At 75.9% G+C, this 14,481-nt stretch carries 16 protein-coding genes; 10 read left to right on the top strand and 6 right to left on the bottom strand.

Annotation, left to right across the window (positions count from 1 at the left end):
• Positions 1-23 precede the first annotated feature (23 nt).
• Positions 24-605 (top strand): GNAT family N-acetyltransferase, encoded by a 582-nt coding sequence (locus SJY06_RS12130; protein ID WP_380167790.1) that lies wholly within the window; start codon positions 24-26, stop codon positions 603-605.
• A 16-nt stretch (positions 606-621) separates the two neighbouring features.
• Here the strand turns inward: SJY06_RS12130 and SJY06_RS12125 are convergent, their stop codons facing one another.
• Positions 622-1,152, bottom strand: a complete 531-nt coding sequence (locus tag SJY06_RS12125; protein WP_380167789.1) for a YbaK/EbsC family protein — start codon at positions 1,150-1,152, stop codon at positions 622-624.
• Positions 1,153-1,258: 106 nt separating this feature from the next.
• Here SJY06_RS12125 and SJY06_RS12120 point away from each other — a divergent pair, with 106 nt between their 5' ends.
• Positions 1,259-1,681, top strand: a complete 423-nt coding sequence (locus SJY06_RS12120) for a DUF6069 family protein (RefSeq protein ID WP_380167788.1) — start codon at positions 1,259-1,261, stop codon at positions 1,679-1,681.
• A gap of 63 nt (positions 1,682-1,744) precedes the next feature.
• On the opposite strand, the gene SJY06_RS12115 is transcribed toward SJY06_RS12120, so the two are convergent.
• Complete coding sequence (locus tag SJY06_RS12115; RefSeq protein ID WP_380167787.1) at positions 1,745-2,239, bottom strand: DUF3145 domain-containing protein; 495 nt, start codon at positions 2,237-2,239, stop codon at positions 1,745-1,747.
• 236 nt (positions 2,240-2,475) lie between these two features.
• On the opposite strand from SJY06_RS12115, the gene SJY06_RS12110 reads away from it, so the two are divergent.
• From SJY06_RS12110 to SJY06_RS12100, 3 genes are read left to right on the top strand one after another with little or no spacing between them, the layout of a single operon-like run.
• Positions 2,476-2,901, top strand: a complete 426-nt coding sequence (locus tag SJY06_RS12110) for a hypothetical protein (RefSeq protein WP_380167786.1) — start codon at positions 2,476-2,478, stop codon at positions 2,899-2,901.
• Between the two features lie 47 nt (positions 2,902-2,948).
• Positions 2,949-4,325 carry a hypothetical protein gene (locus SJY06_RS12105; RefSeq protein ID WP_380167785.1) on the top strand — a complete coding sequence of 459 codons (1,377 nt, stop codon included), beginning with the start codon at positions 2,949-2,951 and terminating at the stop codon, positions 4,323-4,325.
• A complete protein-coding gene (locus tag SJY06_RS12100) occupies positions 4,322-4,990 on the top strand; it encodes a hypothetical protein (protein ID WP_380167784.1) in 669 nt (222 codons plus the stop codon). Before SJY06_RS12105 ends, SJY06_RS12100 begins: the two co-directional genes overlap by 4 nt.
• 213 nt (positions 4,991-5,203) lie before the next feature.
• Here the strand turns inward: SJY06_RS12100 and SJY06_RS12095 are convergent, their stop codons facing one another.
• From SJY06_RS12095 to SJY06_RS12080, 4 genes are all read right to left on the bottom strand, one after another.
• Positions 5,204-5,878 carry a hypothetical protein gene (locus SJY06_RS12095; protein WP_380167783.1) on the bottom strand — a complete coding sequence of 225 codons (675 nt, stop codon included), beginning with the start codon at positions 5,876-5,878 and terminating at the stop codon, positions 5,204-5,206.
• Positions 5,875-6,804 carry an ATP-binding cassette domain-containing protein gene (locus SJY06_RS12090; RefSeq protein ID WP_380167782.1) on the bottom strand — a complete coding sequence of 310 codons (930 nt, stop codon included), beginning with the start codon at positions 6,802-6,804 and terminating at the stop codon, positions 5,875-5,877. The genes SJY06_RS12095 and SJY06_RS12090 overlap by 4 nt, the downstream gene beginning before the upstream one ends.
• Complete coding sequence (locus tag SJY06_RS12085; protein ID WP_380167781.1) at positions 6,801-7,160, bottom strand: GntR family transcriptional regulator; 360 nt, start codon at positions 7,158-7,160, stop codon at positions 6,801-6,803. Before SJY06_RS12085 ends, SJY06_RS12090 begins: the two co-directional genes overlap by 4 nt.
• Before the next feature lie 88 nt (positions 7,161-7,248).
• On the bottom strand, positions 7,249-7,791 hold the full coding sequence (locus SJY06_RS12080) for an Lrp/AsnC family transcriptional regulator (protein WP_380167780.1): 543 nt from the start codon (positions 7,789-7,791) through the stop codon (positions 7,249-7,251).
• A gap of 99 nt (positions 7,792-7,890) precedes the next feature.
• Here SJY06_RS12080 and SJY06_RS12075 point away from each other — a divergent pair, with 99 nt between their 5' ends.
• From SJY06_RS12075 to SJY06_RS12055, 5 genes are all read left to right on the top strand, one after another.
• The gene (locus SJY06_RS12075) at positions 7,891-9,102 is read left to right on the top strand and encodes a trans-sulfuration enzyme family protein (protein ID WP_380167779.1); all 1,212 of its coding nucleotides are present in this window, start codon (positions 7,891-7,893) and stop codon (positions 9,100-9,102) included.
• A 63-nt stretch (positions 9,103-9,165) separates the two neighbouring features.
• The gene (locus tag SJY06_RS12070; RefSeq protein ID WP_380167778.1) at positions 9,166-9,564 is read left to right on the top strand and encodes a hypothetical protein; all 399 of its coding nucleotides are present in this window, start codon (positions 9,166-9,168) and stop codon (positions 9,562-9,564) included.
• A gap of 154 nt (positions 9,565-9,718) precedes the next feature.
• Complete coding sequence (locus tag SJY06_RS12065; protein ID WP_380167777.1) at positions 9,719-10,108, top strand: response regulator; 390 nt, start codon at positions 9,719-9,721, stop codon at positions 10,106-10,108.
• Positions 10,109-10,115: 7 nt separating this feature from the next.
• Positions 10,116-12,989: a response regulator gene (locus tag SJY06_RS12060; RefSeq protein WP_380167776.1), complete on the top strand. Its 2,874-nt coding sequence runs from the start codon at positions 10,116-10,118 to the stop codon at positions 12,987-12,989.
• Between the two features lie 40 nt (positions 12,990-13,029).
• On the top strand, positions 13,030-14,460 hold the full coding sequence (locus tag SJY06_RS12055) for a trypsin-like serine peptidase (RefSeq protein ID WP_380167775.1): 1,431 nt from the start codon (positions 13,030-13,032) through the stop codon (positions 14,458-14,460).
• The last annotated feature ends 21 nt before the right edge of the window (positions 14,461-14,481 follow it).

The raw sequence follows: 14,481 nt of genomic DNA, 5'->3' as shown, positions 1-14,481 counted from the left end.
GACGGCGGGGCTACCCTCGCCGGATGTCCGTGCCGTCGCAGCCCCTGGTCCCCGTGCTGCGGACGGAGCGGCTGGTGATGCGGGCGTTCACCGACGCCGACCGGGAGCCGTTCCTCGCGCTGAACACGGACCCGGTCGTGATGGAGCACTTCGTCGAGGTCCACGACCGGGCCCGGTCCGACGCGTTCGTCGACCGCATCCTGCATCGCTGGGCCGAGCGCGGCTGGGGCCTGTGGGCGCTGGAGCGGCAGGACACCGGGGAGTTCATCGGCTACACCGGGCTGTGGCCGGCCGAGTTCGACGCGCCGTTCACGCCGGCCGTCGAGGTCGGCTGGCGGCTGGCCCGCGCGCACTGGGGCCACGGCTTCGCCAGCGAGGCGGCCCGGGAGGCCCTGCGGTTCGGCTTCGAGGACGCCGGGCTCGCGGAGATCGTGTCGTTCACGGCCGTCGGCAACGAGCGGTCCTGGCGGGTGATGGAGCGGATCGGGCTGCTGCGCGAGCCCGAGGGCGACTTCGAGCACCCGGCGGTCCCCGAGGGCCACCCGGTGCGACCCCACGTGCTCTACCGCCTGCCGCGCGAGCGGTGGCTGGCCTCGCAGGCCTAGGCCGTCACGGGCACGGTCAGCCGGCCAGGCCCTCGACGACCTCCGCCCCCGGCAGCCGGGCCAGCAGGGCGCCGGGCAGGACGAGCTTGGAGTGCCGGACCCCGGAGCCGACCACGACCCAGGGCTGTGCCACCACGGCCGCGTCGACGAGCAGGACCGGCCAGTCCGCCGGCAGGCCCACCGGCGTGATGCCGCCGTAGGCCATCCCGGTCGCCTCGGTGGCCACGTCGGTCGGCGCGAACGACGCCTTGCGGGCGTCCAGACGCCTGCGGACCACGCCGTTGACGTCGCAGCGGGTGGTGGCCAGCACCACGCACGCCGCGAGCGTCGTCACGTCGCCCCGGCGCCCGGCGACCACCACGCAGTTGGCCGACTGCTCCAGGGTGACGCCGTAGTGCTCGCAGAAGGCCGCGGTGTCGGCCAGGTCGGCGTCGATCTCGGCCACCAGCACCTGCTCGCGCGGCAGCCCTGCCACCGCGGCCGCCACCGGGGTCGCGAGCAGCTCCGGGCGGTCGACGGCCGGGGTCGTGACGAGGGATCCGAGCATGTCGGCAGGCTAGGCGGTCCGGGTCGCGGCGTCGTGCCGACGCGGATCGGGAGACGACCGGTCGGACCGGTTGACCCCCGCCCGCGGGAGGGTCATGCTCAACCGCATGGTTGACCACAAGGACGTCCGGACCGACGTCAGCGCGCACCGCCTCTCCCGCCCGGTCGTGGTCGCTGCCGCCGTCGCGGTCGCCGTCGTGGCCAACCTGGTCCTGTACGCGGTCGGGCGCGCCGCGGGCGGCAGCTTCGAGTTCACCGCGGCCGAGCAGCTGACGGAGGTCGGTGCCGTCACGGTCGCCGGGTTCTCGGCCGTCCCGCTCGGGGTGGGGCTCGTGGTGGTCGCCCTGCTGGCCCGGCACCGCTGGGTGACCACGACGGCCGCGGTCGTGGCCCCGCTCCTGGCCGTGGTGACGATCGTCGTCATGACGGTCCCCGCAGACCTGGACACCGTCAGCACCCTGACGCTGGCCGGCTGCCACCTGACCCTGGCCCCGATCAGCTTCCTGGCCGTCCGCGCGCTGCGGCGCTGACCGGCTCGGGACGAGCCGTCGGGACCGGGGGCCGGGGCAGGCCCGGCCGCGGGCAGACGCCCCTCAGCCGACCCGGTGCAGCCAGCGGACCTGCGCGTCGTCGCCGGCGTGGCGGAAGGGCTCGAGCTCACGGTCCCAGGCCTCGCCCAGCGCCAGGGACAGCCGGTGCCGGACCTCGACGGGGTCGGTCTCGGCCAGCGCGGCCCGGACCCGGTCCTCGGGGACCACGGTGTTGCCGTGCACGTCGACGACCGCGTGGAACAGGCCCAGGTCCGGCACGTGGCTGAACCGGGCGCCGTCGCTGCCGCGGCTCGGCTCCTCGGTGACCTCGTAGCGCAGGTCGGCCCAGCCCCGCAGGGCGCTGGCCAACCGGGCGCCCGTGCCCTGCTCCCCCTGCCACGACAGGTCGGTGCGGAACAGCCCCGGGCCGAGCGGCTGGGGCGTCCACTGAAGGTCCACGCGCACGCCCAGGGCGCGCCCGGCGGCCCATTCGACGTGCGGGCACAGAGCGCGTGCAGCGGAGTGCACGTACAGCACACCGCGAGTGACGACTGCCATGGTCTCTCCTCCACATCCGAGGGTCGTCTTCCCCAACGGCCTCGAGCGGAGCAGGTGCCCTGACGGGGACCAGTGTGGCCTACCCGGTCGCCCGGGGCCACCCCCGCCCGCTGCGGGTCGGCGCCGCCGCTGTGACGTGTCTCTCCCCGGGGCAGGTCAAGTCCGGCGGCGCTCCTGCCGATCAGACCCAGGACCGGGGAGGACCCACCAGCCCGGACGACCACGGAGGAACAGGCATGGACGGCGCCGACCTGCTCGCGGCACAGGCCTACGACGAGGGCGTCATCACCGAGGTGATCCGTCCCGCCGCCATCGTCCCCGAGGGCGCGGCCCGGGCCATCCTCGTCGAGCTGAGCCTCGGCGACGTCTCCAGCGGCGGGGTCTGGCACTCGACCACCACCATGTGGTCGCGCTACGACCGGCCCTGGAACGGCACCCCGGCCTCGACCGGCGCCGAGCTGATCGGCAACATCCAGGTCGCCTACGGCACACCGACCAAGTACGAGATCACGCTGTACCGGGTCACGATCACCCGGTTCGGCCAGAGCAACGGCTGGTCGGTCGAGCTGCTGAGCGACGAGGCGCTGGGCTACGGCGGCCTCACGCTGGCGGAGTGCCCGCGGGCCGCCCTCAACGCGCCGCCCAAGCCTTTCCGGTTCTGACCCCGCTGGGGCGATACTCGCTCGCACGCCCGAGCGGAGGTGCCCCGATGACCCACCCGACCCAGGACCACCACGACCCCGTCGACCAGACCCGCCGGCCCCCGGCGGCGCTGCTGCTGCCCCTGCTCGGCTACGGCCTGGGCACGGTGGACTGGCAGCAGGTGCTGCGCCGGACCGGCATGCCGTTCCGCTCCCCCGCCGTGGACCCGTCGCGCACGGCGCTGGCCGTGGCCGGGTCGGTCGCCGGCGGCCTGCTCGCCACCGCGACCGCCGGGTCGGTGCTGACGGCCCTGACCGGGGTGCCGGCCGCGCGGACGGCCCGGGCCGTGGCCCCGGCGACGGCCGCCGGCCTGGTCCCGCTGCCGCTGCTCGGCCCCGCGTTGGGCGCCTACCTCGAGGCCTCGGTCGCGTGGCGCTGCGCCCGGGAGGGCAGCCCGGGCGCCGGCCGCGCCGCCGTGCGCACCGCGGCGGTGCGCACCGGGGTCGGGGTCGCGGCGTTCGGGCTGGTCCACGGGCTGGTCAGCACCGCCGTCGAGCGGCTGCTCGACGCGGCGCTGCCGACGCCGCCGCGCCCCGCCGCCGCGCCGCCCGCCAGCCGGCTCAACGTCGTCGGCCCCGACGTGGGTGACACCGGCGCCGGGCCCGACGGCTACGTCGTCTACCTGGACGGGGTGGGCCGGTGCGAGCGCCGCACCACCCCGCTGGGCCGGGCGATGGCCGGGGCCGTGGCCGAGCGCCTGCCCCGCTGGACCGTCGTCATGTCGCTGATGCCCAACGACGTCACCCAGGAGCCCGCGTGGCTGCGTCCCGTGACGGGGCGGCTGTGGCGGGCCCTGCACCGGGCCGACCCGGCCTGGACCGTGGCCCGGGGCGTCTGGGAGGCCGTGGTCGCGGTCGACCCGCGGTACCGGGACCGGCTGGCCGAGGAACACACCACGCAGGTGGTGGCGCACCTGGTCGCCGCGGGGTACCGGGTCGGCAGCGGGGTGCCCGTGGTCCTGGTCGGGCTGAGCGGGGGCGCGCAGACCGGCCTGCGGGTCGCCTCCGAGGTCGCCCGCTCCCTGGGCGGGGCGCCGGTCGACGTCGTGACGTTCGGCGCGTTCGCCGACGGCTCGGCCGACCTCGGCGGGGTCCGCCGGGTGCACGCCGTGGTGTCGTGGGGCGACCCGGCCGAGCTGCTGCCCGTCCTGCTCTTCCCCTCCCGCTGGACCGCGCTGGGCGTGGGGGCGTGGAGCCGCGCCAAGCGCGCCGGCACCGTGGTCGTCCGTCGGCACGACTGGGCCACGCACATCGGGCGCGGCGGGTACCTGAGCGCCACCGCGCACGCCCCGGACGGGCGGACCCGGCTGGCCCAGGCGGCCGACGTGGTCGCCGCCGCGGCGCGCCAGCTGCTGGGCGGGCGCACCCGGGTGGGGTCCTCGTGAGCCAGCACCGGCGGCCGGCGTCGCTGTCGCTGGCCGCGGCCAACGCCATGCCCGACCGGGACCCCGCCGAGCGGCTGGAGGCGGCCCACATGAGCGCCCAGGCGGTCGTGGCGCGGCTGCGGGACGGGTCCGACCCCGCGGCGGGCGAGCGGATGGTCGCGGCCGTCGACACCGACGAGGGCCTGGACGCCGCGGCCCGGCTGTGGGCCGTGGCCTCGGCCGTGAGCCTGCCCGGCGCCCTGTGGCGGCTGGTGGCCCTGCGGGCCGGGGTACGGCAGGCGCCGTCCCAGGCGGCCCGCGAGTTCGACGCCGGCCGGACCCGGCTGCCGGTGGCCGAGGTCGTGGCCGGGGTGGCCCAGCCGCCGGGGCCCGACGAGGTCTCGGCCATGGTCGACGCCGTGCTGCGGGGGGTCGGCGACGGCGACCTGGACGTGACGTTCGAGCGGGCGGCGGCCTTCGCCCGGGTCTGCTCCGTGGGCCGGGCCGTGCTGGCCGACGGCGCGGGCACGACCGCGACGGCCGTCGAGGCCCCGGTGGACGAGATCGACCGGCTGGACGCCGAGCTCGACGCCACGCGGCTGACCCGCTCCGCCTCGGCCCTGGTGCAGACCGCCGAGGACCTGGAGGCCTGCGCCCGCCGGTGGCGGCGTCACGCCCTGGACTGATCCAGGGCCGGTCGGTAGGTGGGTGCCGGGCCGGAAGCGCCTCTCGGCGTGTGGCCGCTCGAAGCGGCATTAAATGGAGCCCGGGGCTTTCGCGACCCGACACCCACGCCCACCGTAACCGACTCCGGGCGCCTCGTGTTCCCCGGCGGCCGGTGCCACCCGGACGCCCCCGACGCCTGGCCGGGGGACGCCTCGGAGCGCGGCCGGGTGCCGTCAGGGGGCGGCGCGGCGCAGCACCAGCCACCCGGAGCCGAACAGCAGCCCGGCCAGCAGCACCCCGCCCAGCACCGCCCCCGTCACGGTCTGCGCCTCGACCCAGCGGCCGATCGCCGGCCACCAGTCCAGCACGGTCGCGAGCGCCACCACGGCGCCCGGCACCACGACGGCCAGGCCGATGCCCACCGCCGTCCCCGTGCCGCCCCAGCGCTTCTGGACGGCGGCGAACAGCACGCCGACGGCCCAGGCCAGCAGGTACAGGCTCGTCAGGGCGGCCCACTCCTGCCCCGGCCCGTCCGCCGCGGTGAAGACCCCGAAGTAGACCAGCGACCGCCCCCAGCCGTCCGTGGCGGACTCCAGCGCCGTCAGGGCGAGCAGCACCAGCCCGGTGCCGGCCGCGACCGCCACGGCCAGGAGCAGGTTGGCCTGCAGGAACCGGGTGCGGGTGACGCTGAGCCCGGCGGCGAAAGGCCACCACTGGCTCACCAGCGCACTGGCCAGCACCGTCCCGAAGATGGGGACGACGGCCACGCCGCCGCTGGTGAACGACGCGTCGCCCAGGGTGGCGATGGCCAGGTTGATGCCGAACGACAGGGCGAGGATCACCCAGCCGAACACGAGCCAGCGCCAGGCGCCCAGCTGCAGCCGGGCCACGTCCAGGACGGCGGTCATCGTCGTGCTCCTTCCACCAGGTCGGTGCGGGCGGCGCCGACGGCGCCCGCCCGGGGGGAGGGCGCGGTGGTCCGCACCACGAGCTGCTGCAGCGACAGGGGCTCCACCGCGACGCCCGCCCGGTCGGCGCCCGCGCGGTCGGGCTCCGTGAGCGGCCACGCGACGGCCACCCGAACGGTGCCGCCGAGCCGCTCGCGGCCCAGCACGGGCCGGTCGGCCAGCAGCGACGACACCGCCGGCTCGGGCCCGACCAGCACGGCGCCGCGCCCCCGCAGGTCCTCGGCGTCCTCGTCGAGCACCACCCGGCCGGAGTCGACGACCACGACGTGGCCCAGCAGGTCGGCGACCTCGTCGATCAGGTGCGTCGACAGCACCACGGTGCGCGGGTGCTCGGCGTAGTCGGCGAGCAGCCGGTCGTAGAACAGCTGGCGCGCCGTGGCGTCCAGGCCCAGGTAGGGCTCGTCGAAGAACGTCACCGGCGCCCGGGAGGCCAGCCCGACCACGACGCCGACGGCGGACAGCATGCCCCGGGACAGCTTGGACACCGCGCGGCGTCCCGGCAGGCCGAAGTCGGCCGCCAGCTCGCGGGCGTAGGCGTCGTCCCAGCCGGGCAGCACGTAGGAGGCGCTGCGCAGCACCTGGGCGACGCGGATGCCGTCGGGGTACTTCTGGGCCTCGCGGACGAAGCAGGTGCGCGACAGCACGGCTGCGTCCTCCCACGGGTCCCGGCCGTCGAGCCGCACGCGGCCGGAGCCGGGCCGGACGTGGCCGGTGAGCAGGCGCATGATCGTCGTCTTGCCCGCGCCGTTGCGCCCGAGCAGCCCGACGATCGCCCCGCTCGGCAGCGCCACGTCCACGTCCTGCAGGGCGGGCGTGCCGCCGAAGGAGCGCGACACCCCCACCAGCTCGGCCGCGGGGGCGCTCACGCGGCGCCGCCGACGTCGTCCAGCATGCGGTGCAGCTGGGTCCGGTCGATGCCGAGGGTCTCCGCCTCGGCCACGAGCGGGCGGAGGTAGTCGGCGACGAACTCGTCGCGGCGGCGCTGGATCACCTTCTCGCGGGCTCCGGGGACGACGAACATGCCGATACCTCGTCTCTTGGTCAGGATCCCGTCGGCCAGGAGCTGGTGCAGCCCCTTGGCCGCGGTCGCCGGGTTGATGCGGTGGAAGGCCGCCAGCTCGTTGGTCGAGGGGGCCTGGGCGTCCTCCGCCAGGGAGCCGTCGACGATCGACTGCTCCACCAGGGCGGCCACCTGCCGGAAGATCGGGCGGTCAGCGTCCACGTCCGCCCCACCTCCCTGGTTCATTACTCATGTAACTAACCATGGAGGCCCGTCGGTCCGCTGTCAAGCACCGATCTGGGACACCGACCTAGCCGTCGGCGCGACCACCACGACGCCGCAGCGCCCCGCTGCCGGCCGGGGGCAGCACCCCCGGGCCCTCCCGCGCCTCGAAGACCAGCTGGGTCTCGACCTGCCGGACCACGGGGTGGCTGGTCACGTGCTCGAGCACCAGGGTGCGCAGCCGCTCGGGCGAGGCCACCGCCACGTGCAGGTGGAAGTCGTCCTCCCCCGCCGTGTGCAGCACCGTCAGCACCCCGGGCACCGTCACCAGGTGGTCGTGCAGGTCGTTCACCTGCTGGCGGTCGTGGCTGCCCAGCCTCACCTTGACCACGGCCTGCAGCGGGCAGCCCAGCGCGGCCAGGTCCAGGCGCGCCGTCACCTGCCGCAGCACGCCGGCGGCCCGCAGCGCCCGCACCCGGTAGGCGCAGGTGGACTCCGCGACCCCCACCCGCCCCGCCAGGGCGGCGTTGGTGATCCGACCGTCGGCGACCAGCTCGGCCAGCAGGGCCAGGTCGGTGCCGTCCAGCCCCGTCCGGGGCGGCTGCAGATCCTTCGGTGACGACTCGGCCACGACAGCACCTCCTGTGGATCCTGCACCGTGAGCGGCGTTGCCCGACGGGTCCTGCGGAGGATATTGCCTCCTGCTGCGGACTCCACCAGCCTGCCGGACATGATCGACGACGACCTGCACCCGGACTCGGTCGCGGTGCACGCGGGCCGGGACGACCTCGACGGACTGGGCGTGCACGCGCTGCCCCTGGACCTGTCCTCCACCAGCCCGCTGCCCGACCTGCTGGCCGGCGGCGAGTCCTACGAGGTGATGGCGGGCGGGGGCCGCCCCACGGCGGCCGGCGGCAACGTCTACGCCCGGCTGTGGAACCCGACGGTCGCCCGCTTCGAGCAGGCCCTGGCCCGGCTCGAGCGCGCCGAGGCCGCGGTGGCGTTCGCCTCCGGCATGGCGGCGTTCGCCGCCACCCTGCTGGCCACGAGCCACGACAGCGGCCGGCGGCACGTGCTGGCGGTGCGGCCGCTGTACGGCGGGACCGACCACCTGCTGGCCTCCGGGCTGCTGGGCACCGAGGTCACCTACTGCGACGCGACGGAGGTCGCGGCCCGGGTGCGGCCCGACACCGCGCTGGTGGTGGTGGAGACGCCGGCCAACCCGACGCTGGAGCTGGTCGACCTGCGGGCCCTGGTGGCCGCCGCAGGAGACGTCCCGGTCCTGGTGGACAACACGTTCGCCACCCCGGTGCTGCAGAACCCGCTCGACCACGGCGCCGCCCTGGTGCTGCACAGCGCCACCAAGTACCTGGGCGGGCACGGCGACGTGGTCGGCGGCGTCGTGGCCTGCGACGAGGCGCGCGCCGAGGGGCTGCGCCGGGTCCGGGCGGTCACCGGCGGCGTCCTGCACCCCCTGGGGGCGTACCTGCTGCACCGCGGCCTGGCCACCCTGCCGGTGCGGGTCCGGGCCCAGCAGGCCGGTGCGCAGCAGGTCGCGGCGTGGCTGGGCGAGCACCCCGCGGTGCGACGCGTGTTCTACCCGGGACTGGACGCGTCGGGCCTGGTGGGCCGGCAGATGCGGGGACCCGGTGCCATGGTGGCGGTCGACCTGCACGGCGGCCACGCCCAGGCGGCCCGGCTCACCTCCGCGGTGCGCCTGTTCACCCACGCGGTGTCGCTGGGCGGGGTCGACTCGCTGGTGCAGCACCCGGCGGGCCTCACCCACCGCCCGGTGGCCGAGCACGCCCGGCCCGCGGAGGGCGTGGTCCGGCTGTCGATCGGGCTGGAGGACCCGCTGGACCTGATCGCCGACCTCGACCGCGCGCTGGCCGGTGCGAGCCGCACCGGGCCGCCGGCCCGACGGGAGACCGCCCTGGCCTGAGGGCACCGATCAGGTCGCCCGATCCGGTCGAACAGGTGTTCGAACTGTGTCACCCTGGGCGGCATGGCCGGCGGGATGGACAGACGACCCCAGCGCTCCCCCAGCCTGGCCGAGCGCACCCGCGGCCGCAGCGGGACGAGCCCGCACCCCAGCGCCGCGGTCGGCACCGCGACCAGCTCCGCGACCGGCACCGCCGCGACCGGCACCGCCGCAACCGGCACCGCCGCAGCAGGCGCCCGGGCCGACGTCGCCTCCACCGGGACCAGTACCCCGCAGCGGCACTGCTGGGTGCTGGACGGCGCCACCCCGGACGTGCGCGCCCCCGGGCTGCTGGTGGAGTGGCGCCAGCTGGCCGGGGCGTGGCAGGGCCGGGTCGCCTACGTCGTGGCCGTCGAGGGCGAGGCCACGCTGGTCGAGGCCTGGGTACCCGCCTGGCAGCTGGTGCGCGCCACCCCCGGCTGAACGGGGCCTCGTGGGCCACCGCTGCGTGACACGTTCCCCCGGACGGCTCAAGGCGGGCCCCCGACCGGCCGAACACCAGGACGCGACCCGTCGAGGGCCGCCCGACCCCTGACCCGGACCCCTGCCGGGTGGACCGCTCCTGGAGGTAACGACCATGGCCAAGATCCTCGTGGTGGACGACGACGTCGACATCCGCGCCCTCGTCGAGAACCGGCTGCGCCGGCTCGGGCACCGTGTCGTGTCCGCGGGCTCCGGCGAGGAGGCGCTCACGGTGCTGGCCGAGAAGGGCGCCCCCGACGTCGTCGTGCTCGACGTGCTGATGCCCGGCATCAGCGGACTGGAGCTGCTGACGACCATCCGCCAGGACCCCGACCTGGCCGACGTGCCTGCGGTGTTCCTGAGCGGCCGGGTGCTGGAGACCGACATCGAGGCGGGCCGGGCGCTGGGCGCCACCTACCTGACCAAGCCGGTCGTGCTGTCCGCCCTGGCGACGACGATCGACAAGGTGCTCGAGCTCGAGGCCGTCGGCACCGGCACCTGGTGACCGGCCGGTGAGAAGGACCGTCCCCGGCCGGGGCGAGGACGGTTTGCCGCTGACCGTCCGCAGCCTGCTGACCGTCGGCTTCGCGCTGTCCCTGGTGGGCCTGCTGCTGGTGGGCGGCATCTCGTTCGTCCAGCTCGGCCAACTGTCCCGGCAGTACGAACCGGTCCTGCACACCTACGAGGTGCTCGACGAGCTGGGCACCGTGCGCGCGCAGCTGAGCGCCGCCGAGTCCGACCAGCGCGGCTACCTGCTGACGGGCCAGGCCGGCTACCTGCAGCGCTACGAGATGGCCCGGCCGGCGATCGGCCAGACGCTGGACACCCTGCAGCGGCTGACCGCGGACAACCCCCGCCAGCAGGACCTGCTGGCCGACCTCGAGGCCCCGATCCAGGAGCGGCTGACGTCGCTCGGCGACACCGCGGACACCCGTGGGACCGACGGGTTCTCCGCGGCCCAGGACCTGGTGGCGAGCGGGAACGGCACTCGCCAGACCTTCCGCATCCTCGACCTGCTCGACCAGATGCAGGCCGAGGAGCACCGCCTGCTCGACGTGCGCACCGCGGACACGGCCGAGGAGGCGTCGGCCACGCGCTCGCTCATCATCCAGCTGGTCCTGGCCAGCGCCCTGCTGGTCGCCGTCGCCGGCTACACCGTGGAGCGCCTGGTCATCGTGCCGGTCGAGCGGGTCACGGCGGCCGCGCTGCGCATCGACGACGGTGACCTCACCGCGCCGGCCGTGGTGTCGGGCCCGCGGGAGATCGCCCAGATGGCCACCGCGGTCAACGCGTCGGTCGCCACCATCGCCAGCGCGCGCGACCAGGCCCTGTCGGCGACGCAGGCGAAGTCCGCGTTCCTGGCCGCCATGAGCCACGAGATCCGCACCCCGATGAACGCCGTCATCGGCATGACCGAGCTGCTGCTGGACACCGACCTGGACCCCGAGCAGCGCGACTACACCCAGACGGTCCACGACAGCAGCGACGCGCTGCTGGTGGTCATCAACGACATCCTCGACTTCTCCAAGATCGAGTCCGGCCGTCTCGACCTGGACGACACCCCGTTCGACCTGCGCGACTGCATCGAGAGCGCGTTGCGCCTGGTCGCGGTGCCCGCGGGCCTCAAGGGTCTCGAGCTGGTCCTGGACGTGGCCGAGGACTGCCCCCGGCTGGTGCGCGGCGACGTCACCCGGCTGCGGCAGATCCTGGTCAACCTGCTCAACAACGCCGTCAAGTTCACCAACGAGGGCGAGGTCGTCGTCACGGCCGCCGTGCGCCACACCACGGACCGGGTCCACGGCCCGCTCGTGCTGGTGGTGGCCGTGCGCGACACGGGCATCGGCATGTCGCAGGACGTGATGAACCGGCTGTTCCAGCCGTTCAGCCAGGCCGACAGCTCCACCACCCGCCGCTACGGCGGCACCGGTCTGGGCCTGGCCATCAGCCGACGCCTCGCCCGGGCCATGGGCGGGGACATCGACGTGGTCAGCGAGGTCTCGCACGGCTCCACGTTCGTGCTGCGGGCGGGCCTGCACGGCTGCCTCGACCGTCGAGCCCCCGACGCGCCCACCACCGAGGTGCTGCTGTCCGGCCGCTCCGCGCTGGTCGTGGACGACAACGCCAACAACCGCCGGGTGCTGCGGCTCAAGCTGACCGGCTGGGGCATGACGTGCACCGACGTCGGGACCCCGCAGGAGGCGCTGGCCCTGGTGGCCGCGGGGCGGAGCTTCGACGTGGCCGTCCTCGACCTGCAGATGCCGGTCATGGACGGCGTCCAGCTGGCCGTGGGCATCCGGGCGCTGCCGGCCGGGCGCGATCTGCCGGCCGTGCTGCTGACCAGCCTGCCGTGGCGCGCGGCCCCGGGCCAGGAGGACCTGTTCGCGGCCGTGCTGACCAAGCCGGCCCGCACCGCGGTGCTGCACCGGCGGCTGCTGGACGTGCTGGCGCCGGCGCAGACGGCGGCGCTGCCGGTCGAGGGCGCCGTCGGGCGCCGTGGCGGGGAGGCCCCCGGCCCCGTGGCCGACCTGCGCATCCTGCTGGCGGAGGACAACGCCACCAACCAGCGCGTCACCCAGCTGCTGCTGGACCGGCTCGGCTGCGCGGTGGACATCGTCGACGACGGCCTGGCCGCGGTGGCCGCGGTCTCGCGCGAGCACTACGACGTGGTGCTGATGGACATGCAGATGCCCCGCCTGGACGGGATCGGCGCCACGCGACGGATCCGTGCCGAGCTGCCGGCCGACCGGCAGCCGTACGTGGTGGCCGTGACCGCGAACGCCATGACCGAGGACCGGGCCGCCTGCACGGCCGCGGGCATGGACGACTACCTGTCCAAGCCGGTGCGCAGCACCGACCTGCTCGCCGTGCTGACGTCGGCCCACTTGCTGGGCGAGCGCGACCGGCCCGCGCCGCAGGACGCACCGGCGGGCACCGACCACCCCGGCTCGGATGCGGTGCCGGCTCCCCGGTCGGCGCCCCAGGCGACCGACGGCCGCGAGGTGCTGCTGCGTCGCCGCCTGGCCGACCTGCTCGACCCCACCTCGCACGAGGACGACGAGCTGGTCGCCGGCCTGCTGCGCTCCTACCTGGCGCGTGCCCCGGAGCTGCTCGACCGGCTGCAGGACGCGGTGCGGGACCGGCAGGACGGAGACGTGGAACGGCTCGCGCACACGCTCAAGGGCGCCTCGCTCAACGTCGGGGCCGACGGTCTGGGCGCGCTGTGCGCCGAGCTGGAGGCCTGCGGTCGGGGCTCCCGGCTGGCGGTCGCGGCCGCGACCCTCGTCGCCGCCCGCGCGGAGCTGGCCGAGCTCGAACCGCTGCTGGTCCGGCTGGCCGACGAGCTGGGCGACCGTCCGGCCGTGGCCATAGGGACCACCACGTCCTGAGCGGGACGTACCAGCCGCCTCCCGCGGCACTCCTGGCCGTGTGAGCCAGGCCCCGACCACCCCGTCCGGTCCCCTTGATGCACCAGAGGGCCCAGAGGCACCCGAGGCGCCGGGTGCGACGGCTGCCCCGGGGCTCGACGCCGAGGCCCGGCGTGCGGTCGCGGCCGCCCGTCGCTGGCAGCAACGGACGGCGCCGCGGGAGCGCAAGCGCCGGGCGCTGGAGCGTCGCAACTACCTGGGGGCCGACTCCCCCGAGCGGCTGGCCCGCTGGGTCGAGCGTCATCGCCGGTGGCTGGACGCGCTGGACCGTGGTGCCGACCCGGTCGACGGCGACCGCGACGACGTGGGGCCGGCGGGACCGGCCGGGCCGTCCGAGCCGGCCGGGCCGTCCGAGCCAGGGCTACGGCGGCAGGACGTCGACGACGCCCTGGTCGAGCGGGTCATCGGGGCCACCCGGGACCTGCTGTCGGTGGAGTTCCTCGAGCTGGGCCTCGCGGCGGCGCGCTCCGTCGGGCGGGTCGTCACGCGCGACGCGGCCAACGGCACGGGGTTCCTCGTGGCTGCCGGCCTGATGCTGACCAACGAGCACGTGCTGCGCACCCCGGGCGAGGCCCGGTCGAGCCGACTGGAGCTGGACGGGACGGACCCGACGGGCGGCGGTACGCGGCCGGTCCAGGCGTTCGCGCTGGACCCCGACCGGTTCTTCCTGGCCCACCGCACGCTGGACTTCGCGCTGGTCGCGGTGACGCCGACGTCCACCACCGGGTCACCGCTGGCCGCGTACCCCGTGCTGCCGCTGATCGGCGAGGAGGGCAAGGTGCGCATCGGCGAGGCCGTCAACGTCATCCAGCACCCCGGGGGCGGACCCAAGCAGGTCGCCATCCGCGACAACCGGCTGGTCGACCTGCCGGAGGGCCAGGACCTGGACGCCTTCTTCCACTACGAGGCGGACACCGACAAGGGTTCGTCGGGCTCTCCCGTGCTCAACGACTTCTGGGAGGTGGTGGCCCTGCACCACAGCGCGGTGCCGGCCACGGACGCGCAGGGTCGTCTGGTCGATGCGACGGGGCGACCGGTAGCGGCGGCGGACCCGACCGGCTGGGTCTGGGTGGCCAACGAGGGCATCCGGGTGTCACGCGTGGTGGCCGCGGTCGTCGCGGCCGACCTGCCCGCGGCGCCGGCGCTGGTCCGCGACGCGGCCGTGGCCGGCTGGCGGCGGCATGGCGACCCGCGCGAGGCGATGACCGCCGTGCGCCCCGACGACCAGGCGTCGACCCCCACCCCGGCGGCTGCCGCCGGCGAGGGGCCGTCGGTCGAGGTGACCCTGCGGCTGCGGCTCGACGTCGACGCGCCGCCCGGGACGGTGGTCCGCCTGGCGTCGGTCGAGCCCGTGGCCGACGTCGAGCCGGTGACCCGCGTCGAGCTGCCGACCCCCGTCGAGCCCGTGACCCGCGTCGCGCCACGGCCCTGAGGCAGCCGCGGCGCGACGGCC

The organism is Jannaschia sp. R86511, assembly GCF_042466345.1.
Classification (GTDB): Bacteria; Actinomycetota; Actinomycetes; order Actinomycetales; family JBBAYJ01; genus Aquipuribacter.
The sequence above is the reverse complement of the archived record's forward strand: the minus strand, read 5'-3'. Positions and strand labels throughout refer to the sequence as shown.

Bases quoted from the DNA above. Each gene is read 5' to 3' on its own strand.
- SJY06_RS12130 (WP_380167790.1), top strand. From the start codon at position 24: ATGTCCGTGCCGTCGCAGCCCCTGGTCCCCGTGCTGCGGACGGAGCGG.
- SJY06_RS12125 (WP_380167789.1), bottom strand. From the start codon at position 1,152: ATGCTCGGATCCCTCGTCACGACCCCGGCCGTCGACCGCCCGGAGCTG.
- SJY06_RS12120 (WP_380167788.1), top strand. From the start codon at position 1,259: ATGGTTGACCACAAGGACGTCCGGACCGACGTCAGCGCGCACCGCCTC.
- SJY06_RS12115 (WP_380167787.1), bottom strand. From the start codon at position 2,239: ATGGCAGTCGTCACTCGCGGTGTGCTGTACGTGCACTCCGCTGCACGC.
- SJY06_RS12110 (WP_380167786.1), top strand. From the start codon at position 2,476: ATGGACGGCGCCGACCTGCTCGCGGCACAGGCCTACGACGAGGGCGTC.
- SJY06_RS12105 (WP_380167785.1), top strand. From the start codon at position 2,949: ATGACCCACCCGACCCAGGACCACCACGACCCCGTCGACCAGACCCGC.
- SJY06_RS12095 (WP_380167783.1), bottom strand. From the start codon at position 5,878: ATGACCGCCGTCCTGGACGTGGCCCGGCTGCAGCTGGGCGCCTGGCGC.
- SJY06_RS12075 (WP_380167779.1), top strand. From the start codon at position 7,891: ATGATCGACGACGACCTGCACCCGGACTCGGTCGCGGTGCACGCGGGC.
- SJY06_RS12070 (WP_380167778.1), top strand. From the start codon at position 9,166: ATGGCCGGCGGGATGGACAGACGACCCCAGCGCTCCCCCAGCCTGGCC.
- SJY06_RS12065 (WP_380167777.1), top strand. From the start codon at position 9,719: ATGGCCAAGATCCTCGTGGTGGACGACGACGTCGACATCCGCGCCCTC.